A 22693-nucleotide genomic window follows, 5' to 3' on the forward strand; every position below is an offset into this window, starting at 1 on the left:
TATAATGATATAAGTTGACATTTGCGTTATTTATTGGTAATATCTATATTAATACAATTGTAAACTTAATATATATTATGGTTTACAATCAAAAAAGCAACAGGAGGAACTATGGCAGAAAGAGCAGAAAAGAAACTACAATACACCTCGGCGATAAACCTTACATACACCGCCATGTTTACAACGCTGATTGCCGCCGGAGCGTTTATCAAAATTCCGGTGCCCGTGGTGCCGTTTACGCTTCAGTTTTTATTTACCATGCTGGCGGGGCTGCTGTTAGGCGGAAAGGGCGGAGCGCTCAGCGTAGCCCTCTATATGATATTAGGCTTGGCTGGGCTTCCGATTTTTGCGGAAGGAGGCGGGCTCTGGTACCTTTTAAAACCCAGCTTCGGTTATATCATCGGTTTCTGTCTGGCAAGCTATGTAACTGGAAAAATGGTTGAAAAGCAGTATCCACTGACGATTAAAAATCTGCTGACCGCAAATTTCACCGGCCTGTTTATCGTTTACGGCGTGGGGATGATTTATTACTATATCATCTGCAATTTTATCATCAATACGCCGATCGGACTGTGGCCTCTGTTTTTGTACTGCTTTATTCTGGCAGTTCCGGGTGATCTCTGTTTGTGCGTTCTGGCCGCGTATCTTGTAAGGCGCATTCAGCCTGTTATGAGGAAAATGAGGGGAATGGGAATATGATTGAAGAATTAAAGGAACGGGTATTGGCAGGAGGACAGATTAATCGGGCAGAAGCGCTGCGTCTGGCGGAGGCGCCGTTAAAGGAGCTGACCGAAGCTGCGGATGAAATCCGTACCCGCTTTTGCGGCCGCACATTTGACCTGTGCACAATTATCAATGGAAAATGCGGCAGATGTTCGGAGGACTGTAAGTACTGCGCCCAGAGTGTCCATTACCAAACCGCCTGCACCGGGGCGTATGAGCTCCTGTCAACGGAAAAGCTTGTGGAACAGGCGAAATATAACGCGGAACAGGGCGTCCTTCGTTATTCCATTGTGACCTCCGGTAAAAGGCTTTCTGACCGGGAAGTGGATGCAGTTTGTGAAAGCATACGCGAAATAAGAGTACAGACCGGAATTTTGGTATGCGTTTCTTTCGGACTCTTATCAGAAATGCAGTTTGAGAAACTGAAACGTGCCGGGGCATCACGGGTACACTGTAATCTGGAGACGTCTGAGCGTTATTTCCCCCAGGTCTGCACCACGCACACCTACCGCGATAAGATTGAGACCTTAAAGGCCGCCGTAAGAGCCGGACTTGACGTCTGTTCCGGCGGCATCATTGGCCTGGGGGAGACTATGGAGGATCGTATTGATATGGTCCTGACTGCCAGGGAACTGGGCGTTAAATCGATACCGGTAAATCTGCTGAATCCGATTCCGGGAACCCCTTATGAACATAATCCGGTTCTCACCAACGAAGAATTATGCCGGACGGCGGCCGTATTCCGTTTTCTGATCCCGGATGCCTCCATACGCCTGGCAGGCGGCCGGGGGCTGGTAGGGGATAAAGGGAAGATGTGTTTTAAGAGCGGGGCTAACGCAGCCATAAGCGGAGATATGCTGACCACCGCAGGGATTACGGTACAGACGGATATGGAACTGCTGAAAAACATTGGATACGAGGTAAAATTGAACGATGAGTAAAAATATTTTTATCACCGGGACAGGGACGGATATCGGAAAAACGTTTGTGACTGGTCTGATTGTCAAAAAACTGCATGAGAGCGGACACAGCGCTGCCTACTATAAAGCTGCCATGAGCGGAAATGAACGCAGGGAAGACGGGAGCCTGATACCGGGGGATGCGCTGTATGTAAAAACAGTCTCCGGCATCGGACAGCCTTTGGAGGAAATGTGTCCGTACATCTATGAAAATGCCTTTTCTCCTCACCTTGCCTCGCGGCTTGAGGGAAATCCGGTGCAGATGCAGGTGGTGAAAGAGGGCTTCGAGGTCGTAGGCCGGAAGTATGAGTTCGTCACTATGGAGGGCAGCGGCGGCATCCTCTGTCCCCTCTGCTACGACGAAGCAAAGATTCAGCTGGAGGATGTAATCAGAGAACTGGGACTGGCCTGCCTGATTGTCGCAGACGCGGGGCTCGGCACAATTAACGATGTGGTTCTCACGGCCGGGTACATGCGCGCTCGGAATATTCCCGTGAAAGGAATTATTTTCAACCATTTCCACCCCGGAGATGTGATGGAAGAGGACAATCGGATCATGTGTGAATCACTGACAGGCCTTACCGTGCTGGCCTGTGTCAAAGACGGCGATACGGAGCTGGCCATGGAGGCAGAAGCACTGGCGTCGTTATATGAGCCGGGAGAGGAGGTATCCGTATGATCTGGTATCCATATCAGCAGATGAAGACGATGAAACCTCCTTATAGGATTGTCAACGCGGAGGGCGTCTGTCTTTATACGGAGGAGCGGAAATTGATAGATTCTGTATCGTCCTGGTGGAGCGTGATTCACGGTTATAAGCATCCGGTGCTGACCGAGGCGGTCAAGTCTCAGGCGGACTGCTTTTCCCATGTCATGCTGGGGGGACTGACCCATGAACCGGTGGAAAAGCTGTCGGCCAAACTGCAGGAATGGCTGCCGGGAGATTTAGACTACTGCTTCTTTTCGGACTCCGGAAGCGTGGCGGTGGAGGTGGCCCTGAAAATGGCGCTGCAATTCTATACAAACCGGAATATCAGACGGGAGAAAGTCCTGTCTCTGACTCATTCTTACCACGGCGATACCTTTAAAGCGATGGAAGTAGGAGACGATGAGGATTACCACTTCGCCTTCGGGGAGAAAAAGAATGTTATTCATATACCGACGGAAATACCGGCTCTGGAGGAAGCATTTCACCTTCATCACGACGAACTGAACTGCCTGATCGTCGAACCGCTTCTGCAGGGAGCCGGTGGCATGCTCATGTATGACATATCTTTCTTAAAGCGGGCCAGAGAACTGTGCGATGCGTATGACGTGCTTCTGATCTTTGATGAGGTGGCCACCGGCTTTGGCCGGACAGGGCACCGGTTTGTGGCCGATCTGGTATGCCCCGATATTCTGGTGCTGGGAAAGGCGCTGACCGGCGGCTATATCGGGCATGCGGTGACGGTTGCGAACCACAAGGTATACCAGGGCTTTTACGGGGATGATCCCTCCCTGGCGCTGATGCATGGCCCTACTTTTATGGGAAATGCCCTGGCCTGCAGTGTGGCGTTAAAATCGATTGAACTTTTCGAGTCGGAAGACTATATGGCGAAAATCAGCCGAATTGCGGCGATTACCAGGAGAGAGATGGAGGGCTTCGAGGACAGCCGCATAAAAGAGGTGCGCATGATGGGTGGCTGCGTCTGTGTGGAGGTCTTCGATCCGGCTGTATTGGAAGGATACCAGCAATTCGCATTTGAACGTGGGGTATTCAGCCGTCCGTTTTTGAGATATCTGTACGCGATGGTTCCGTATGTGATCGAGGAGGCGGAGCTGGTAATGGTATTGGATACGATGAAGGCCTGGTTTCAGAGGCGTTAATCAGGGCATTGCATGCCTGATCAGGTTTTCGGACGGGATAAGCCTGTAATCTGATAAATAAAACGGTAATCTGATAAAAGAGATGGGCTGATGGTCAAAAAATATATTTAACCGTCAGCCCATTTTATATGCTCCGGATTCACTGTGTTCCTGATCCGCATTCCTGATTCATTGATAACGGGATCTGTTCCTTAAATGCAGCGGTTGGCTGACAAATATTGTTGTCAAAATGTGTTGACAAAGAAAGTTGTCAATGCTATACTAAGGTGACAAGAATAGTTGTCAAATTGCAAATGGTAATTGTCATATGGAAAGGAGAGTTATGCCATTATATAACAGGTTGAAGGAGCACCGGGCAAGGCTCGGCGTGAATCAGGCGGAGTTGGGTAATCTGGCAGGTGTGTCCAGGCAGACGATCAGCTTAATTGAGCGGGGCGATTACTCCCCCTCGGTGACATTGGCGCTTAAGCTGGCACGGATTCTGTCCGTGACAGTGGAAGACATTTTTGCGTATGAAGAGGAGGAGACAAAATGAAAGTGAAAAATTCATATTTAAAATTAATGCTGTGGACTCTGTCAGGGGCGGCGATCGGAGCAGTGCTTGGAGCCGGATCCATCATGTTTGCTAAAAGGGGGGCTGCATCCCTGGCAGAATTGCTGTATGTAGGAGCGGTACGGTCTGCCTTATGGATTCAGCTGATAGTCTGGCTGGTACTGGGAGGCTGCTCCCTGGTTTTGATGAACAAGGCGAAAAAGTGGTCTCCCCTTATGGATTCCGATGAGGAAGGCGTAATGGAGAAAAAGGTAGGTAACGCTCAGAATACTGTTTTGACTCTTACCAATGTCAATTTGGTCATTCAGTTTATGGCATTCGGCATAGGATTTGATAAGAGAAACACGTTTGCGCTTTTGTCTGTGGTCGTATTTTTAGTATCCACAATCTCCATGGTTTGTGTGGAAATAGCGGTTATTAAACAGGTGAAAAAAACGAATCCACTGAAAAAGGGAGATCCCGCGGATTTTTCCTTTTTGAGGACGTGGGAAGAGAGCTGTGATGAAGCGGAACGGCTGCAGATTTACCGCTGCGGCTATAAGGCATTTCAGATAACGAGACATTCACTTTTGTTTGGACTTGTGATCGCATTTATAGGAAAGATAAACATGGGAACGGGCAGTATGTCGATCCTGCTGTTAGGCCTGATCATGTTGATTCAAAGCATTTCCTATGGGATCTATTCCTTGAGAGAAGGAAAAGGATTGCGGGAATAGGATTGTAATTTTACATGATATAAGGGCATGATATAAGGAAAAGGAAGTGATTCGCCGAAATCACTTCCTTTTCCTTATACCCTTACGGCTGCAGACCGAATATCCGCTTTACTTAAGGCCCATTTCTTCCCGAACTTCCATGAAGCATTTTACAATAAAATCAATGTCTTCTTTTGTATGGCTTGCGCATACCTGGGTGCGGATTCTCGCCTTCCCCTTTGGTACGACCGGGAACGAGAAAGCCACGACATAGACACCCTTTGCCATCATTCTCTTTGCAAATTCTCCAGCCAGTTTTTCATCATACAACATGACCGGCACGCAAGGGTGGGTTCCTGGAATGATATCGAATCCGTTGTCCGTCAGCTGCTTTCTGTAGTATGCGGTGGTTTCCTCAAGATGATCCCGCAGCTCCGTGCTTTCCTCCAGCATGTCAAACAGTTCTAAGCTGGCGCCGACGATCGCAGGGGCCAGAGTGTTGGAGAATAAGTATGGACGGCTTCTCTGACGAAGCAGATCGATGATTTCCCTGCGCCCGGAAGTGTATCCGCCTGACGCTCCGCCCAGGGCCTTGCCGAGAGTACCAGTGATGATATCCACGCGGCCTTCCACACCGTTGTATTCCGCCGTTCCGCGGCCGTGCTTTCCGATGAAGCCTACTGCGTGGCTGTCATCCACCATGACCAGCGCATGGTACTGGTCTGCCAGATCACAGACCCCCTTTAAGTTGCAGATAATTCCATCCATGGAGAAAACACCGTCAGTGGCGATCAGCTTTATTCTTGCTCCGGCCGCCGCCGCCTCCTGAAGCTTCTTTTCCAGATTGGCCATATCATTATTTTTGTAACGATACCGTTTGGCTTTGCAGAGCCGGACGCCGTCGATGATGGAAGCGTGGTTTAACTCGTCGCTGATAACCGCATCGTTCTCTGTGAGAATCGTCTCGAACAGGCCGCCATTGGCATCGAAGCAGGAGGAATAAAGAATCGTATCATCTGTTCCAAGAAAATTGGAAATCTTTGCTTCCAGTTCCTTATGAATGTCCTGGGTTCCGCAGATGAAACGGACAGAAGCCATGCCGTAGCCCCGGTTGTCGTACGTTCTCTTTGCGGCTTCGATCAGTCTCTGGTTGTCGCCAAGGCCAAGATAGTTGTTCGCGCACATGTTGATGACTTCCCTGCCATCCTCCAGCTTTACGCGGGCGCCCTGGGCGGAAGCGATCGGTGCTTCTCCCTTAAACAGGCCGGCTTCCCTGATGTCTTCCACTTCTTTCGTATAAATACTTAAAATATCGTTTTTGCGTGCCATTTTCAAATCTCCTTTTTCCTTAATCATTGATATGGGACCAGTCCAGAATTACTTTGCCCGACTGTCCGGAAATCATAGCTTCAAATCCCTTTTCGTAATCGCGGATATCAAACCGGTGAGTGATAATCGGCGATATATCCAGACCGGCCTGAACCATGGTGGTCATCTTATACCGGGTATCCCAGACTTTTCTGCCGTAAATGCCGCGAAGATTCAGGCCATTGAATATAACGGTCTCCAAGTCAACCGTGGTTTCCCGTCCCTGGAGTCCCAACAGCGCAATCTTACCGCCGTGCTTCATGTTATGGATCATATCGGAAAGACCGGCCGGACTTCCGGACATCTCCATGCCCACGTCAAAGCCTTCCGTCATCCCGATGGATTTCATCACATCGGCCAGCGTCTCTTTTCTTAAGTTGACCGTTCTTGTAGCCCCCAGCTTCTTCGCCAGATCCAGCCGGTAATCGTTTAAATCCGTCACGACCACATGGCGCGCTCCGCAGAATTTTGCGATGGCTGCGGCCATGATACCGATAGGGCCTGCCCCGGCAATCAGGACGTCCTCGCCCAGAAGGTCGTAGGAGAGCGCTGTATGGGTGGCGTTGCCGAACGGATCGAAGATGGAGTAGAGTTCCTCCGGAATATTCGGATTACAGGGCCACACGTTGGAGGACGGAATCACCAGATATTCCGCAAACGCTCCGTTTCGGTTTACACCGACTCCTTTTGCATCCCGGCAGTTTTCCTTATGGCCTTCCAGACAGTTCCTACACTTACCGCAGGTGATATGGCCTTCACCGGATACCAGATCCCCCACCTGATGTCCGGTTACGCCCGCGCCTGTCTCCACGATCTCGCCCACATATTCGTGGCCTGCGGTCAGGCCGATCGGAATGGTGTGCTGTGCCCAGTCATTCCATTGATAAATGTGTACGTCCGTACCGCAGATGGCCGTCTTATGGATCTTGATTTTTACATCGTTCGGTCCAACGGCCGGAACCGGCACGCGCTCCATCCAGAGCCCTTCCTCCGGTTTCTTTTTCGTCAATGCCCACATGGTTTGTTCCTGCATGATATTACCCCCTTTACACTGCTTGATTATGGAAAAAATACGGTTTCCGTGTATCTGATACCTACATTATAAGGGGAGGTAGGGCAAATAGCAAGAAAAATATTCCGCATTGGGCGGACATTTTCGAAAGAAGTGTATTTGTATCACGAACACGAACGATTGTTTTTTTTCTGGCATACACTTGGGAATCCCGATGGAATCCTGAGTGCTTTCCTGGCTCAATTTTTTGTTGCTGCTGACGGTCGCCTGTGTTAAACTACTGTGTAGTAATACAGAAGATTGGCAGGCATAAGGAGGGACTATGGTAAGATACGTACTACAGGAAGATAAAGAAATGATTCTGTCTATGATGGAATTGGTGAAAGATGATTTTGCAGGATATAAGGAAGAGGATTTTCTGGCGGCACTTAGTGAGGCAATCGGTATGAATGAGGCTTTCATAGACGACAGGAATGGCACATCGGCAGGTCTGATTCTATTCACAAAGGCGGGAAAAGAACTCACGTTTCTGGCAGCCCATCCGGATTATCGGAAAAATGGGGTGGCAAAAGGGCTTATTCGTAAGATGGCTGAGTGCTTCGAAACCGGCGATCAGGTCTCTGTCGTTACGTTTCAGGACGGTGATCCAAAGGGAATCGCGGCGCGGGCATGTTACCATTCCTGCGGGTTTACAGACGCGGAGGAACTGGTTGTCTTTGATTATCCCTGTCAGAAGATGATTTTAAAATTATAAAGAGATATTGTGTAATTTGACAATTATATATCACATATAGAGGCGATGCATATACAATATATACAAATATATTTTGACTTTTGGGAAATGTAGGAATATAATAAAATTATGAAAGAAGGAGGTAATTATGGATACAAAAGCGAAAAAACTGACCAATGAAGTAGGAGCACCTGTCGCTGAAAATGAGCATTCGCTGACCGCGGGTCCGAGAGGCCCTGTCATGATGCAGGATGTCTGGCTTATGGAGAAATTAGCACATTTTGACAGAGAAGTAATTCCTGAGAGGCGTATGCATGCCAAGGGCTGGGGCGCTTATGGGACCTTTGAATGTACCGAGGATATCTCCGCTTTTACGAAGGCAAAGGTGCTGCAGAAGGGCACAAAAACAGATCTTTTTGTACGTTTTTCAACGGTAGCGGGGGAACGGGGCGCGGCTGACGCAGAGCGCGATATCCGCGGCGTGGCAATTAAGTTTTATACAGAAGAAGGAAACTGGGATCTGGTCGGAAATAATACACCAACCTTCTTCCTCCGTGATGTCCATAATTTCCCGGATTTGAACCGTGCGGTAAAACGCGATCCTCAGACCGGCATGCGCTCTGCGCAGAACAACTGGGATTTCTGGACGCTGCTGCCGGAGACGTTCCATCAGACGACCGTTGTGATGTCTGACCGCGGAATTCCCGCGTCTTTCCGTCATATGAATCTCTATGGAGAACATACCTTTAGTTTTTACAATAAAGACAATGAGCGATTCTGGTGTAAATTCCATTTTATTACCCAGCAGGGGATTAAAAACCTGACGGACGAAGAGGCCGGGGCGCTGATCGCAAAAGACAGGGAGAGCCATGGCCGTGATTTGTATGAGTCGATCGTAAAAGGCGAATATCCGCGCTGGACTATGTATGTCCAGATTATGACAGAGGAACAGGCGCGGAATCATTATGAAAACCCGTTTGATATCACAAAGATCTGGCGTCATAAGGAATTCCCGCTTCAGAAGGTGGGCGTGCTGGAGTTAAACCGCAATCCGGAAAACTATTTCGCAGAAGTCGAGCAGTCCGCGTTTACACCGGCCCATGTCGTTCCCGGAATTGGTTTTTCACCGGATAAGTTCCTGCAGGGCCGCTTATTTGTCTACGGCGACGCGCAGAGATACCGTCTTGGCGTCAACTACAATCAGATTCCGGTTAATCGTCCCAAGGTCGAAGTTCACGATTACCACAGAGACGGACTCATGCGGACGGACGGCAATTACGGCGGCGCTCCCGCATATTCACCGAACAGCATGGGAGACTGGGCCGCTCAGCCTGACGTCATGGAACCGCCGCTGGATTTATCCGGGGCGATGTATGCCTATGATCCCCAGGATGATCCAACAGACGACTGCTTCCGGGCAGGCGGCGACCTGTGGAGAGTTTTGAAAGAGGACAAGCGGGAGCTGTTGATCGGCAACACCGCGAGAAATATTGCGTCTGTCACGGAGAATATTAAATACCGCCATGCCGTTCATTGCTACTGGGCCGATGAAGAGTATGGCATCCGGATCACGGAGGCCATGGGCCTTGACTTAAACCGCGTTCTGGAACTGGCGGAGCCTCACAGCCATGAGAAGCTGATTCAGGCTACGCTAAAGTGATATACAAGGAAGGGATGGTTCCGTCCGGGGATCGTCAAAGCAGATTTCTATTATTGAAGATACAGGAAAAAGCAAGGCTTTTGGGGAAGACTTAAGAAGCCTTGCTTTTTCCTGCGTCGGAGGTACCGTACTGATTCCCTTCATCGGGCAAATGTTGCTTTCATCCGGACAATCTGGTATACTTTTCTAATAGAAAACAGTAACCGGACGCGGAAGCACACAGAGGAAGCACACAGCGAATTCCCGCAGAGGAGGATGAGCTATGAAGGTAAAAACGGTAACCAGATATAAAAATCCCGGATACCCGGTAAAAGAGGAGATACTGGCGGATCCGCAGCTGATGAGACGAATTCCGTCCAGATGGGAAAAGAACGCATACGTTATGACTGCATTAGGTCTGACCGTATCCTTAAGCGCCTGCGGTGCAAGCACGGAAGGCGTCCAGGAAGTATCGGACCGGGTCGCTCCGGTCTTTATTCACGGCGGTGGAAGCGGAGCCTACGGCTGTGTTTCTGTCGTTTCGCCATACTTTCTGTCTGAAGAGGAGGCATTTGAGATCATACGGGCAGAGGCGGAAACCTACGGCGGCCTCTTACTGACACAGGAGGCCGCGCCGGAGTTAAAAAATGTAAAGCTTCCCGTCACACATATCTATCCCGAACCAGAAAAGACGAAAGAAAAAACGGTGAAAGGCAGTCTCCAGACAGATGGCTGGGATCCGGATAAGAAGATCGCCATTGAGTTTGTATCCAAATCAGATGTCGGGAACTGGAAGGAGACGGAAGAAGGCGTATATGCAACCGTAGAGAACTATGCGATGCGGAATACCGCGGTGAGGCTGCAAAAAAGCCTGGAAAAGACTTCTCCGGAAGAGGTCGTGGGAATATTCTATGATCCTTATTATTACAGCGATTTGATCGAAGAGTACAATAAAATCCAGAAGAAGTACGAAGGCAGAGAAGGAAACTACTGGGCGGCTATGTCAGAAGAGCAGGATGAGATGGCACGGGCAGCTGCCGAAGAGAATTTAAAGGCGCAGGTAAGGGACTTCATAGACTGGCTGAAGGGGCAGGGGGTAATCTGATGCATATGACCCTGCACCTGACCAATGACTGTAATTTGCAGTGCGGTTACTGCTACGTATGTCAGAAACCGGAGTATATGAACCGTTCCACCGCGGAACACGCAGTCCGTCTGGCAGCCGCTTTTGGAGAGCCTTCCTGCGGTATTATATTCTTTGGAGGGGAACCTCTTTTGTGCTGCGATACGATTCGCGATACGGTGGCATACTGCAGGACCATGGAACGGGAAAGTCCTGTCCGGTTTCATTTTAAGATGACGACCAATGGAACGCTGCTGGACCGGGATTTTCTGGAGTTTTCCCGAAAAGAGAATATATTTATCGCTCTGTCCCACGACGGAACGAGAGCGGCTCACGATTTCTTCAGGCGGGATCACAGCGGAGCGGGCACGTATGACCGCCTGGAAGCCGTGACGGACATGCTCCTGGTCTCGCGCCCCTATGCGCCGGTGATGATGACCGTCTCACCGGAAACAGCGGCAGAGTATGCGCAGGGGGTGAAGGAACTGTGGCAGAAGGGTTTTCATTATTTTATATGCAGCCTGAATTACGCGGGGAACTGGACGAAGGAATCGGTTCACGAATTAAGACGCCAGTACCGGGAACTGGCTGATTTTTACTATGAACTGACGAAGCGGGAGGAAAAATTCTATTTCAGCCCCTTTGAGGTGAAGATAGCCAGCCATATACAGGGAAAACAGTACTGCCACGAACGGTGTGAGCTGGGGCGTAAACAGATATCCGTCGCCCCTGACGGTCTCCTCTATCCCTGTACCCAGTTTGTTGGACACAGAGAGTTCTCGATTGGGGATGTCGTGGGCGGAATCGATGAGAAAAAGCGTACGGAACTGTTTGAACGCAATGAATTGGAAAAAGAGGAGTGTAAGGGCTGTGCCGTCATGGGCCGCTGCAACTGTCACTGCGGCTGCCTGAATTATCAGGTGACAGGCAGTATAGACCATGTGGCCCCCATGCTGTGCCAGCATGAACGAATCGTGATACCAGTCGTTGACAAGCTGGCCAAACAGCTGTTCCAGGAACGAAACGGTATGTTTATACAGAAACATTACAACGATGTGTTTCCACTGATCTCCATGGTGGAAGACATGGTGAAACCGGAAAAACGTGGCACGCAGTTTTCCAATGACCCAATTTTTCCGATAAAGCATAAAAGCACCGACAACGATTGAGTTCAACCGTTGCCGGTGCTTTTGAATTCTTACATTAGAAAAGTAAGGTTATTCTTTATCCCTGATCTCGCTGTGGAGAGACTGGAGGGAATGAACCTCTCCATGTCCGTGTTCCTTCACATACCGGATGCCGCTGGCCGTTGCTTTGGCGGCAGCGATGGTGGTCATGTACGGAACTTTCCCCTTGATGGCAGCCTTTCTCAAATAGCTGTCATCATGGATGCTGTCTTTTCCGACCGGGGAATTGACAATTAACTGGATCTGTCCGTTGGTGATCATATCCAGGATGTTGGGGCGTCCTTCGTAGAGCTTGTTGACGCGCGTCGCCGGGATTCCGGCGGCCTGGATCAATTCGTAGGTATTACCGGTTGCCACGATCTTTAATCCGTCCTCATGGAAACTTCTCGCAACGTCCACGACCTCTGCCTTATCCTTGCGGTTGACGGAAATAAGTACGGTTCCTTCCAGCGGCAGTTTGTTCTGTGTCGCCTCCTGGGCCTTATAGAACGCTTCGCCGTAAGAGTGGGAGAGTCCCAGCACTTCTCCGGTAGAACGCATCTCCGGCCCTAAGATCGGGTCTACTTCCTGGAACATATTGAACGGGAATACCGCTTCCTTCACGCCGTAGTTCGGAATAATCTGTTCCTTTAAAGCCGGCACAGGCGACGGACGCCCGGTCAGTTCGGAGGTGATGATATCAGTAGCCAGCGGAACCATACGGATGTTGCAGACCTTGGATACCAGCGGTACGGTACGGGAAGCGCGCGGGTTGGCCTCCAGAACGTATACTTTATCATTTTCTATGGCGTACTGCATATTCATCAGACCGACCACGTGCATCTCTTCCGCGATTTTGCGGGTGTACTCTTTGATAGTCTCCACATTTTCCGGAGAAATCTGTACGGACGGAATGATGCAGGCGGAGTCACCGGAGTGAACGCCGGCCAGCTCGATATGTTCCATGACTGCGGGCACAAACGCATGGGTGCCGTCGCTGATGGCGTCTGCCTCACATTCCATCGCGTGATTTAAGAAACGGTCGATCAGAATCGGACGGTCAGGAGTCACTCCGACTGCGGCCTTCATGTAACCGATCATGCTCTCGTCGTCGTAGACGACCTCCATGCCGCGTCCACCCAGTACGTAGGAAGGACGAACCATCACCGGATAGCCAATCTTTGCCGCGATTGCCAGCGCTTCTTCCACGCCCACTGCCATACCGGACTCAGGCATCGGAATCTCCAGTTTCTCCATCATGGCCCGGAATAAATCGCGGTCCTCGGCGAGATCGATGACAGAAGGCGGTGTTCCCAAAATCTTCACGCCGTTCTTTTCCAAATCCGCCGCAAGATTTAACGGTGTCTGGCCTCCGAACTGGGCGATCACGCCTGCCGGCTGTTCCTTCTTATAAATACTCAGCACGTCCTCCAGCGTCAGCGGCTCGAAATACAGCTTGTCCGAGGTATCGTAATCGGTGGATACGGTCTCTGGATTACAGTTGACGATGATGGTCTCAAAGCCCAGCTTCTTAAGGGCGAGAGAGGCGTGTACACAGCAGTAATCGAATTCTATGCCCTGGCCGATCCGGTTGGGACCGCCGCCCAGGATCATGATCTTCGGCCTGGCTGTGCTGACCGGGTTCTGATCCGGCGCGTTATAGGTGGAGTAGTAGTAAGCGCTGTCCTCAGTACCGCTTACATGAATGCCTTCCCACGCTTCCTCCACACCGATGGCGATACGGCGGCTGCGAATGGTTTCTTCCGGAATCTGGAGCAGCTGGCTTAAGTATTTGTCGGAGAAACCGTCTTTTTTAGCAGTGGTGAGCATCTCGTCAGACGGGAGTCCGCCTCTGCAGGCGAGGAGTGCTTCCTCCTCCTCAACCAGTTCCTTCATCTGCCCGATAAACCAGGCCTTAACCTTGGTAATCTCATGGATTTCTTCCACAGAAGCGCCTTTTCTCAGTGCCTCATACATGATGAAATGGCGTTCGCTGGAAGGGGTAATCAGCATGTGGAGAAGCTGTTCTTTCGTGTAAGTATCGAAATCCTTCGCATGGCCCAGACCGAAACGCCCCGTCTCCAGGCTGCGGATCGCCTTCTGGAAGGCTTCCTTATAGGTCTTGCCGACACTCATAACCTCGCCGACGGCACGCATCTGGGTTCCAAGCTTGTCCTCCACGCCTTTAAACTTTTCAAATGCCCAGCGGGCAAACTTGATAACCACATAATCGCCGTCCGGCACATACTTGTCCAGGGTGCCGTACTTTCCGCACGGAATGTCCTTTAAGGTCAGGCCGGTAGCCAGCATGGCGGACACAAGGGCGATGGGGAAGCCGGTGGCCTTGGAAGCCAGTGCGGAGGAGCGGGAGGTACGCGGATTGATTTCGATGACAATAATGCGGTCAGAAACAGGATCATGGGCAAACTGCACGTTGGTGCCGCCGATCACCTGCACCGATTCCACAATTCGGTAAGCCTGTTCCTGAAGGCGCTTCTGGCATTCTTCAGAGATGGTCAGCATGGGGGCGGAACAGAAAGAATCTCCCGTATGAACGCCTAACGGATCTATATTTTCAATAAAGCATACGGTGATCATACGTCCTTCCCTGTCACGGACAATCTCCAGCTCCAGTTCCTCCCAGCCGAGAATGGATTCCTCTACCAGAACCTGGCCTACCAGGCTGGCCTGTAAGCCTCTGGCGCAGACTGTCTGAAGCTCATCCCTGTTGTATACGAGACCGCCGCCGGCGCCTCCCATGGTATAAGCCGGGCGCAGAACGACCGGATAGCCCAGCTGGTCCGCGATCTTCAGCGCCTCGTCCACACTGTAAGCCACCTCGCTGCGCGCCATCTCGATTCCGAGTTCATTCATGGCCTTCTTGAATTCGACACGGTCCTCGCCGCGTTCGATGGCATCCACCTGTACACCGATGACCTGTACGTTATATTTTTCCAGAATTCCCGCTTTATTAAGCTCAGAACAAAGGTTTAAGCCAGACTGGCCGCCGAGATTTGGAAGCAGGGCATCGGGCCGTTCCTTTGCAATAATCTGCTCTAAGCGTTCCACATTGAGTGGCTCGATGTAAGTTACATCCGCTGTCTCCGGGTCTGTCATAATCGTAGCCGGGTTGGAATTAACCAGTACAATTTCGTATCCCAGTTTCCGAAGCGCTTTGCAGGCCTGAGTACCGGAGTAGTCAAACTCGCATGCCTGACCGATGATGATCGGGCCGGAACCGATAATTAGTACTTTGTGAATATCCGTTCTCTGTGACATAATAATGTCCTCCTTTTTTCTCTTCAGTCTATTCTAGTATAAGGCGGCTCAGTTTGAAAGTATTTTTTTCAATAATTTGCAAAAATAATGCATATTTTTTCCTTTTGGGGTGGGTGAATTTTCAACCTTCCCGTATTTATATTCAGTGCTTATAATTACTTATAATAAAAGAAAATGAAAGAGAAAACGGGACGCCGTTTCAGGAGGGACACGATGAAATTTACAGAAGGATACTGGTGTATAAAAAAGGAGATTACACCGCTTTATGCGGTAGAGTATGCGGACAGCAGACGGAACGATAACGAACTGATCGTCTATGCGCCGGGAAAACACATAGCAGACCGCGGCGACTGTCTGAATCTGGGCATGCTGACGATCCGGCTGACCAGCCCAATGGAGGATGTCATACGGGTTTCGGTCCGCCATTTCGACGGAACGGTCTGCCGCGGTCCCTTTGCCAGGATTTACGGGACATCACCTCGCACCGTAGTCGAGGAGACCGATGAGGAGATCCGTTACAGAAGCGGACGAACGACCGCGGTAATCGACAAGAGGCCCAATTCCTGGGGGATTCGTTTTCTGGATGGCGACCGGGAACTGACAAGTACCGGCTTTCGAAATATGGCTCACATGACAAACCGGGAGACCGGAAAATGCTACATGGTGGAACAACTGGCCCTCGACGTGGACGAGTATGTCTACGGGCTGGGAGAACGCTACACCCCGTTCATAAAAAATGGCCAGTCTGTTGAGATGTGGAATGAAGACGGCGGAACGGCCAGTGAGATTACATATAAAAACATTCCGTTTTACATTACTAACAAAGGATATGGCGTGCTTTTAGAAAACGAAGGGGATGCTGCCTATGAGATTGCCAGTGAGAAGGTGGAGCGTATACAGTTCTCTGTGGAAGGTGAACGCCTGGATTACTGTGTGATCAATGGCTCCACGCCTAAAGGGACCATATCCAAATACACGGCGCTGACCGGAAGGCCGGCTCTGCCGCCGGCCTGGTCCTTCGGTCTGTGGCTTACCACCTCCTTCACGACCAATTACGACGAGTCGACGACCTCAGGATTTATTGACGGTATGGCGGACCGGGACATTCCCCTGCACGTCTTTCACTTTGACTGTTACTGGATGGAGGCGTATGAGTGGTGCAATTTCACCTGGGATCCGAAGACATTTCCGGATCCGGAAGGCATGCTGCGGCGCTATCACGACAGAGGTTTGAAGATATGTGTGTGGATCAATCCCTATATCGGACAGAAGTCCCCGTTATTCGAGGAAGGGATGAGGCTGGGATACCTGATGAAAAAGACAAACGGGGACGTATGGCAGACGGATATGTGGCAGGCTGGTATGGGACTGGTGGATTTTACAAATCCCGGCGCAGTGGAATGGTATCAGGCAAAGCTGAAGACGCTTCTGGACATGGGCGTGGACTGCTTCAAAACGGATTTCGGTGAGCGGATTCCAGTAAAGGATATTGCATATTTTGACGGCTCCGATCCGGTGAAGATGCATAATTATTACACATACCTTTATAATCGGGCGGTCTTTGAACTTCTGGAACGGGAGCGCGGAACCGGGGAAGCAGTAGTATTTGCACGGTCCGCGACGGTGGGCGGCCAGCAGTTTCCCGCACACTGGGGCGGCGACTGTTCCGCGGCGTATTCTTCCATGGCGGAGACTATCCGCAGCGGCCTTTCCCTGGCATGCGCGGGATTCGGCTTCTGGAGCCACGATATCAGCGGCTTCGAGAATACGGCGCCGGCCGACATCTACAAAAGATGGTGCCAGTTTGGCCTCCTGAGTTCCCACAGCCGCCTTCACGGGTCCTCATCCTACCGGGTTCCGTGGCTCTTCGACGAGGAGGCGTGCTGTGTGCTTCGGAAATTCGTAAAGCTGAAATGTGCACTGATGCCGTATCTCTATCTTCAGGCGGTAAAGGCTCACGAGGAAGGTATTCCGATGATGCGGCCGATGTTCGTGGAATTTCCGGGCGACCGCGCCTGCGAAACGCTGGATAAACAGTATATGCTGGGTGATTCCCTGTTAGCTGCTCCGGTCTTTAAGGAATCCGGGGAGGTGGAATACTATCTGCCGGAGGGAACCTGGGTGAACCTGCTGACCGGTAAAGCCGTGACAGGCGGACGCTGGCATAAGGAGACCCACGATTACTTCTCCCTGCCGCTTATGGTCCGTCCCGGAAGTGTGATCGCAGTTGGCGCAAACAGCGAAAAACCTGATTACAACTACGCAGAAGGGGCGAAATTTCTTCTGTTTCTGCCGGAGGATGGTATGGAGGCTGCATCGGCTGTGACGGACCTGTCCGGAAAAATCGTGATGACGGCCTGCGCACGGAGAGAAGGAAACAGAATCTCTCTCTTTGTAAATGGCGGAAACGGTAATTATACGTATGAAGTTCTGGGGAAGGACCTGCTTTCCGTAGTCTGCGGTTAAATACAGTCAGTATTTTTTTGACTCTTTCAGGTATATTTCAGCTTTCTGTGGTACTTTTATTACAGAACAGAAAGAGGAGGAACATATATGCGTATTGTGCAAAGAGTGACAGCTTTTTTCCTGGCGGCAGTACTGATGACCAGTCCATTTACAGCCATGGCGGCCACGAGTACGAAGATAAGCGGCGTATCCCTTCGGATCGCCTCGGATATTGAAGTCGGAAGCAGCGGAGCAGATGTGTCGGTCTCCACAATTTCCAGCAAGTATTATGTGGAAGAGGTGGAGATAAAGAATGAACCTTCCGACGAGTGGGAGGACGGAGACAAGCCGAAGATCAAGGTAACTCTGGAGGCGGCCGATGATTACTACTTTGCCTCCGGTTTTTCGAAGGGAGACGTCAACTTAACCGGAAATGACGGCACGGCCACTTCGGTGAGCCGTACCAGCAGCACTCTCGTCGTCTCGATCACCCTGGAGGCACTGGAAGGAGAGAGCGAGTACGATCTGGATGTAGACGGCCTGGACTGGGATGCGGAGGATGGGACCGCCTACTGGAATGAAAATGAGGAAGCTAAAAAGTATGAGATCCGCCTTTACAGGGGAAGCACCGCCGTCACCTCCGTCATTACCACGACCAAAACCAGCTACCACTTCGGCAGCTACATAACGAAAGGCGGATATTACACCTTCCAGGTGCGCGGAGTCTACAATTCTTCAAACAAGGGAAGCTGGAAGGAGTCGGAGTCCTGGTATGTGACCTCCGCAGAAGCCGCTGAAATCAGTTCCAACAGCAGCTCCGATGACAACTCCGATGGAAGCAGCTCAGGAAGCAGCTCGGGCGCCAGCGGTCCGGGGGCCACGGCCGGTAGCGGGGCCTGGTTAAAGGATGACATCGGCTGGTGGTACTGCAACGCAGACCGGAGCTATACTGTGAGCAACTGGCAGTACATCGACAACGTCTGGTACTATTTTAATGAGACCGGCTACATGGTAACCGGCTGGGTCCAGTGGAACTCCAAATGGTACTACTGCAGCGACAGCGGAGTGATGCTCGCAAATACTACGACGCCGGATGGGTATTATGTGGGGAGCGACGGGGCGTGGATCTCGTAAATCCGCCTCTCAGTCGATCGCCCGCGCCTGTATACTGCCAGGATATAGACATCCTGGATAGAACATGATAGTATAAAGTCAGTTAAGAGAGAAGGAGGAAGCCATCATGTTTCGATTATCTGTACATCACAGCCATAAGGACCAGCGACAGGAAAACGCTTATAAACAGCGTGTTATTTTGTTACCCTTATGGTATACGCATAATCGGAAAGTATGATGCAGGGCGGTATCTGCCTGTAATTCACTCGTATTCCTTCAGCCGCAGTCTCACTAATCGTATGCAGTGTATCAACATTACAGAAAATAAGAGTATGAGTCCATATTGGAAATCTCTCCCTAAGATGGTATAATGGAAAAAGTGAAGCTCCAGGGGGAGGGACTTATGGACGAGTTTATCAGATCGGAAAAACAAATTCGGCGGAAGCAGGCTGTCAGGACCTTGATATGTATGGCCCTGTTGATCCTGCTGTCCGCCGTTTTATATGGATGCAGCAAAACAGAAGAAACCGGTCCCGCGGCCGCGGCCGGAACCGGGGGCAGTCGGCAGGCGGAAGGTTACGGAGTCAGCGAAGACAAAAAGCTGATCGTATACACCTCCCATAAAGAGGAAGTATACGGCCCTATTATCAGGGAGTTCGAAGAGCGGACCGGCATATGGGTCGAGGTGAGGGACGGCGGTTCCACCGAGCTTTTAGAGGCCATCGGCCGGGAAGCGGGACAGCAGACGTGTGACATTATGTTCGGAGGCGGAGTGGAAAGCTATGAGGCTTACCGGGAGTATTTTGAGCCGTACCGGTGTAAGCTGAGCGATAAACTGGACGATCAGTATTTGTCTCCGGATGACAGCTGGACCGCGTTTACGGAGCTTCCTATCGTGTTTATCTACAACAACAAGCTGGTAAGTGCGGAGGCGGCGCCTCACAGCTGGAAGGACTTTTTAGATGACGAGTGGCGGGGGAAAATCGCATTTGCGGCGCCTGGAAAATCGGGTACCAGCTATACGGCTCTCGCTACCATGATTCAGGTGCTTGACATGGACGAGCGGGAGCTGATGGAGGACTTTGTATCCGCTCTGGATGGAAAGGTCTCAGCCGGTTCCGGGGAGGTCGTGGATGAGGTCAGTACGGGAATTCATCTCGTCGGGATCACGCTGGAGGAGACAGCAAAAAAGCGGATAGCCAAAGGGGCGGATATCACCATGATTTATCCGGAGGAAGGCACCAGCACCGTGCCGGACGGCTGTGCCCTGGTCAAGGGGGCTCCCCACGAGGACAACGCGAAGCTGTTCATTGATTTTACGGTCAGCGACGATGTCCAGAATCTGATTATGGACCAGTTCTGCCGCCGGACAGTGAGGAAGGATTTACAGATGAAAACGGCCGGTGAGGAGATGAAGATCATGGATTTTGATCTCGAATGGGCCAGCGCGCATCAGGATGAGATCCTGGCGCTGTGGTCGGAACTGATCCGGTAGAGAGGAATCGCCATGTGGAACTTTATCAGAAAATCGTTTAAACGGGAACTTCTCGTAAGTTTTGTGGCCGTCGCGCTGCTTCCTCTGGTCCTCAGCTGTATCTTCCTGATTCAGATGTTCAAAGTGAAACTGGAACGCGACTACCAGAAAAAAGATATGGAACAGGCGGCTGTCATGGAAGAAAAGCTGACTACCCTGTTTCAGACCATCGATGAGGTGACGCTGCGTCTGAGCGAAGAGCCGGAGATTGCGGCTTCCATCAGGGAATCCGGCAACCGGGGCAGAAGCGCGGTCTATGCGAAGCTGTACGAGGAGACTGCCAGCCTGCGGGAGATGGCTCAGTTTGATCTCTACTCAGAAGAGGGCGTCTGCCTCTACTCTACCGGCGCAGGCATGTTTCATACCCAGCTTCCGGTTTACTGGGGAATCTTAAAGGTGGCAGAGGCTCACCCGGACGAGATGACCGTACGGCGTGAGAAGGAATATTCAGGATCGTCCAATATTCTGCTGCGGGCCGCCCGTCCTATCCTGGATTCCGAAGACAGCAGCGTGGGGTATGTTCTTGTGAGTATCAATGGCTCCAATTTTGAAAAGATTCTGGGCGGAACTTACGGCAGCCAGGATGGCGTCTGTATCTTAAACAGCTTTTGGGAAACGGTCTACAGTACGGGAACCGCGGTCCGTGAGGAGATCGGGACGGTTCTGAGGCACCGACTGATGGCGGGCGCGGCAGTTGATGAGCCATTTCATAATAACAGCATCTATATTTCTGAGATCGACGGGACGGGACTCTACAGCGTCTTTCTGCGGCCGAAGGTATTTACGGCTGATACGACGAAATCCATGTACAGCGTGCTGATCGTCATGACGGCCGCCAGTCTGATGCTTTGTGTGGCGGTGGCAGCGAAGATGAGCAACCATCTGTCGCGTCCGATCCAGAGCCTGAATGAGGCCATGCACGAGGTGCAGAACGGAAATCTCGACGTGAGGGTCATTTCCACGAGGAATGATGAGTTCGGCCAGCTGTCCGGCAGCTTCAACACCATGGCGTCGGAGCTTAAGACCTATATGGAAATGCAGGTCAGCCAGCAGAAGAAGCTAAACGAGGTACAGATCGCAATGATGCAGGCCCAGCTGAATCCCCATTTCCTGTACAATACACTGGATACGATGAAATGGGTCGCCAAGGCGAACCACATCCCGGAGATTGCCACCCTGGCGGCAAAGCTGGCAAAGATTCTGCGAACCAGCATATCCAATGCCCAGTTTATCACCCTGAAGGAGGAACTGGAGCTTGTGGGCTGCTACGCGGAGATACAGAAGATCCGCTTTCAGGGGAAATTCTGTTTCGATTACGAGCTTCCAGAGGAGCTTGCAGACTGTGTGGTTCCGAAACTGGTCGTTCAGCCAATTGTGGAAAACGCCATGATACACGGACTGAGAGACTGTGAGGAAGGCCATATCCTCGTCAGGGCATTTTCAAAGGAGGAGCGGCTCTTTATAGAGGTGATGGATGATGGCTGCGGAATCAGCGACGAGGTACTGAACCATTTAAATAATCGGACGGCAGGAGCGGGCATACCGTCAGAGGGCGGAGAGGAAGATCTGCTCCGGCTGGGACATATCGGTTTTTACAATGTGGATACGATTATCCGGCTGCACTACGGTGCAGAGTATGGGCTGTCGGTCTGCAGACCGGAAGAAGGAGGCACGAAGGTGACCATCATGATTCCGGTCAGACAGGGAGAGGAGTTAGGAGATGCTTAAGGTATTGGTAATTGACGACGAGGTATTTGTAAGAAAAGGAATTGTCATGGAGACGGACTGGGCGTCCTTAGACTGCATGGTGGCCGGAGAGGCGGCCAATGGCCTCGAGGGCCTGGAGGCGTGCCGCAAATACAACCCGGATCTGATCATCTCCGATATCCGGATGCCGAAGATGGATGGAATCGAGATGCTAAGAGTCCTTCGGGAGGAGGGAAACCATGTCTCCGTCATCTTTCTGACCGCCTACAGCGAATTCGAATACGCCAGAAACGCGTTAAAGCTTTTGGCTTTCGATTATTTACTGAAACCGTTTGAGGATGGCGAACTGGAGGACGCAGTCAGCAGGGTGCGCGATAAGCTGGTAAAAGAACGGGAAGAAAAGGAACGTCAGGAGGAGTCAAAGATTCTTTCTCCCGGAATCAAGACGGGTGATAAGAGCCGGTATATCAAAGAGGCAATCGCCTACATAACCGAGCATTACAATGACAGTGACTTAAGTGTGGGAACGATCGCCGAATCTCTTGGAATCAGCGAAGGACACTTAAGCCATCTGTTCAAGAAAGAGACGGATTACACCGTTATGGCCTATATAACCCGGTGCAGAATCAGGGAGGCGATGAAGCTTCTGACCAACTGCCGCTATAAGGTGTATGAGGTGGGAGAGATGGTCGGCTACCGGGATATCACTTATTTCTCCAGCACATTTAAGAAAATAGCGGGCGTCACCCCCTCCGAATACCAGGCTGTGAATTCTTAA

The 22693-nt window shown here is 51.1% G+C and carries 18 protein-coding genes; 15 read left to right on the forward strand and 3 right to left on the reverse strand.

From position 1 onward, the window contains the following. Positions 1-111: 111 nt before the first annotated feature. From M1L66_RS16005 to M1L66_RS16030, 6 genes are all read left to right on the forward strand, one after another. The gene (locus M1L66_RS16005; RefSeq protein ID WP_187022153.1) at positions 112-699 is read left to right on the forward strand and encodes a biotin transporter BioY; all 588 of its coding nucleotides are present in this window, start codon (positions 112-114) and stop codon (positions 697-699) included. After that, positions 696-1664 (forward strand): biotin synthase BioB, encoded by a 969-nt coding sequence (gene bioB / locus M1L66_RS16010; protein ID WP_434694108.1) that lies wholly within the window; start codon positions 696-698, stop codon positions 1662-1664. The genes M1L66_RS16005 and bioB overlap by 4 nt, the downstream gene beginning before the upstream one ends. Beyond that, positions 1657-2361 (forward strand): dethiobiotin synthase, encoded by a 705-nt coding sequence (gene bioD / locus M1L66_RS16015; protein WP_434694110.1) that lies wholly within the window; start codon positions 1657-1659, stop codon positions 2359-2361. Before bioB ends, bioD begins: the two co-directional genes overlap by 8 nt. Then, positions 2358-3548, forward strand: coding sequence for an adenosylmethionine--8-amino-7-oxononanoate transaminase (gene bioA, locus M1L66_RS16020; protein ID WP_434694112.1), 1191 nt, complete (start codon positions 2358-2360; stop codon positions 3546-3548). The genes bioD and bioA overlap by 4 nt, the downstream gene beginning before the upstream one ends. Positions 3549-3870: 322 nt before the next feature. Continuing rightward, complete coding sequence (locus M1L66_RS16025; RefSeq protein WP_025530979.1) at positions 3871-4083, forward strand: helix-turn-helix transcriptional regulator; 213 nt, start codon at positions 3871-3873, stop codon at positions 4081-4083. After that, positions 4080-4817: a DUF3169 family protein gene (locus M1L66_RS16030; RefSeq protein ID WP_187022149.1), complete on the forward strand. Its 738-nt coding sequence runs from the start codon at positions 4080-4082 to the stop codon at positions 4815-4817. Before M1L66_RS16025 ends, M1L66_RS16030 begins: the two co-directional genes overlap by 4 nt. Before the next feature lie 108 nt (positions 4818-4925). On the opposite strand, the gene M1L66_RS16035 is transcribed toward M1L66_RS16030, so the two are convergent. Both M1L66_RS16035 and tdh read right to left on the reverse strand, forming a co-directional pair. Beyond that, entirely contained in the window at positions 4926-6125 is a 1200-nt protein-coding gene (locus tag M1L66_RS16035; RefSeq protein WP_187022148.1) for a glycine C-acetyltransferase, read from the reverse strand. Between the two features lie 19 nt (positions 6126-6144). After that, positions 6145-7197, reverse strand: coding sequence for an L-threonine 3-dehydrogenase (tdh, locus tag M1L66_RS16040; RefSeq protein WP_434694115.1), 1053 nt, complete (start codon positions 7195-7197; stop codon positions 6145-6147). Positions 7198-7498: 301 nt separating this feature from the next. Here tdh and M1L66_RS16045 point away from each other — a divergent pair, with 301 nt between their 5' ends. The 4 genes from M1L66_RS16045 (at position 7499) to M1L66_RS16060 (ending at position 11840) form a co-directional block, all read left to right on the forward strand. Further along, positions 7499-7930, forward strand: a complete 432-nt coding sequence (locus M1L66_RS16045; protein WP_187022147.1) for a GNAT family N-acetyltransferase — start codon at positions 7499-7501, stop codon at positions 7928-7930. A 127-nt stretch (positions 7931-8057) separates the two neighbouring features. Next, positions 8058-9569: a catalase gene (locus tag M1L66_RS16050; RefSeq protein WP_187022146.1), complete on the forward strand. Its 1512-nt coding sequence runs from the start codon at positions 8058-8060 to the stop codon at positions 9567-9569. Between the two features lie 262 nt (positions 9570-9831). Beyond that, positions 9832-10653 carry a metalloprotease gene (locus M1L66_RS16055; RefSeq protein ID WP_187022145.1) on the forward strand — a complete coding sequence of 274 codons (822 nt, stop codon included), beginning with the start codon at positions 9832-9834 and terminating at the stop codon, positions 10651-10653. Continuing rightward, positions 10653-11840 (forward strand): radical SAM/SPASM domain-containing protein, encoded by a 1188-nt coding sequence (locus M1L66_RS16060; RefSeq protein WP_187022144.1) that lies wholly within the window; start codon positions 10653-10655, stop codon positions 11838-11840. The genes M1L66_RS16055 and M1L66_RS16060 overlap by 1 nt, the downstream gene beginning before the upstream one ends. Positions 11841-11888: 48 nt before the next feature. Here M1L66_RS16060 and carB read toward each other — a convergent pair whose 3' ends face one another. After that, positions 11889-15116, reverse strand: coding sequence for a carbamoyl-phosphate synthase large subunit (gene carB / locus M1L66_RS16065; RefSeq protein WP_187022143.1), 3228 nt, complete (start codon positions 15114-15116; stop codon positions 11889-11891). Positions 15117-15329: 213 nt separating this feature from the next. Here carB and yicI point away from each other — a divergent pair, with 213 nt between their 5' ends. The 5 genes from yicI (at position 15330) to M1L66_RS16090 (ending at position 22693) form a co-directional block, all read left to right on the forward strand. Next, positions 15330-17582, forward strand: a complete 2253-nt coding sequence (gene yicI / locus M1L66_RS16070; RefSeq protein WP_187022142.1) for an alpha-xylosidase — start codon at positions 15330-15332, stop codon at positions 17580-17582. A gap of 87 nt (positions 17583-17669) precedes the next feature. After that, positions 17670-18695, forward strand: coding sequence for a hypothetical protein (locus M1L66_RS16075; RefSeq protein ID WP_434694118.1), 1026 nt, complete (start codon positions 17670-17672; stop codon positions 18693-18695). Between the two features lie 382 nt (positions 18696-19077). Further along, the gene (locus M1L66_RS16080) at positions 19078-20169 is read left to right on the forward strand and encodes an ABC transporter substrate-binding protein (protein ID WP_187022140.1); all 1092 of its coding nucleotides are present in this window, start codon (positions 19078-19080) and stop codon (positions 20167-20169) included. Between the two features lie 12 nt (positions 20170-20181). Next, positions 20182-21936, forward strand: a complete 1755-nt coding sequence (locus M1L66_RS16085) for a sensor histidine kinase (RefSeq protein WP_187022139.1) — start codon at positions 20182-20184, stop codon at positions 21934-21936. Further along, a complete protein-coding gene (locus tag M1L66_RS16090) occupies positions 21929-22693 on the forward strand; it encodes a response regulator transcription factor (RefSeq protein ID WP_187022138.1) in 765 nt (254 codons plus the stop codon). The genes M1L66_RS16085 and M1L66_RS16090 overlap by 8 nt, the downstream gene beginning before the upstream one ends.

Origin of the sequence: Hungatella sp. SB206 (assembly GCF_051132295.1) — a bacterium.
Lineage (GTDB): Bacteria > Bacillota > Clostridia > Lachnospirales > Lachnospiraceae > Hungatella > Hungatella effluvii.

Excerpts from the sequence above, each read along its gene's own strand:
- M1L66_RS16030 (WP_187022149.1), top strand. The coding sequence starts at position 4,080 with ATGAAAGTGAAAAATTCATATTTAAAATTAATGCTGTGGACTCTGTCA.
- tdh (WP_434694115.1), bottom strand. The coding sequence starts at position 7,197 with ATGCAGGAACAAACCATGTGGGCATTGACGAAAAAGAAACCGGAGGAA.
- M1L66_RS16055 (WP_187022145.1), top strand. The coding sequence starts at position 9,832 with ATGAAGGTAAAAACGGTAACCAGATATAAAAATCCCGGATACCCGGTA.
- M1L66_RS16005 (WP_187022153.1), top strand. The coding sequence starts at position 112 with ATGGCAGAAAGAGCAGAAAAGAAACTACAATACACCTCGGCGATAAAC.
- M1L66_RS16085 (WP_187022139.1), top strand. The coding sequence starts at position 20,182 with ATGTGGAACTTTATCAGAAAATCGTTTAAACGGGAACTTCTCGTAAGT.
- M1L66_RS16075 (WP_434694118.1), top strand. The coding sequence starts at position 17,670 with ATGCGTATTGTGCAAAGAGTGACAGCTTTTTTCCTGGCGGCAGTACTG.
- M1L66_RS16025 (WP_025530979.1), top strand. The coding sequence starts at position 3,871 with ATGCCATTATATAACAGGTTGAAGGAGCACCGGGCAAGGCTCGGCGTG.
- M1L66_RS16050 (WP_187022146.1), top strand. The coding sequence starts at position 8,058 with ATGGATACAAAAGCGAAAAAACTGACCAATGAAGTAGGAGCACCTGTC.
- bioD (WP_434694110.1), top strand. The coding sequence starts at position 1,657 with ATGAGTAAAAATATTTTTATCACCGGGACAGGGACGGATATCGGAAAA.
- M1L66_RS16035 (WP_187022148.1), bottom strand. The coding sequence starts at position 6,125 with ATGGCACGCAAAAACGATATTTTAAGTATTTATACGAAAGAAGTGGAA.
- bioB (WP_434694108.1), top strand. The coding sequence starts at position 696 with ATGATTGAAGAATTAAAGGAACGGGTATTGGCAGGAGGACAGATTAAT.
- M1L66_RS16090 (WP_187022138.1), top strand. The coding sequence starts at position 21,929 with ATGCTTAAGGTATTGGTAATTGACGACGAGGTATTTGTAAGAAAAGGA.
- M1L66_RS16080 (WP_187022140.1), top strand. The coding sequence starts at position 19,078 with ATGGACGAGTTTATCAGATCGGAAAAACAAATTCGGCGGAAGCAGGCT.
- yicI (WP_187022142.1), top strand. The coding sequence starts at position 15,330 with ATGAAATTTACAGAAGGATACTGGTGTATAAAAAAGGAGATTACACCG.
- bioA (WP_434694112.1), top strand. The coding sequence starts at position 2,358 with ATGATCTGGTATCCATATCAGCAGATGAAGACGATGAAACCTCCTTAT.
- M1L66_RS16045 (WP_187022147.1), top strand. The coding sequence starts at position 7,499 with ATGGTAAGATACGTACTACAGGAAGATAAAGAAATGATTCTGTCTATG.
- carB (WP_187022143.1), bottom strand. The coding sequence starts at position 15,116 with ATGTCACAGAGAACGGATATTCACAAAGTACTAATTATCGGTTCCGGC.
- M1L66_RS16060 (WP_187022144.1), top strand. The coding sequence starts at position 10,653 with ATGCATATGACCCTGCACCTGACCAATGACTGTAATTTGCAGTGCGGT.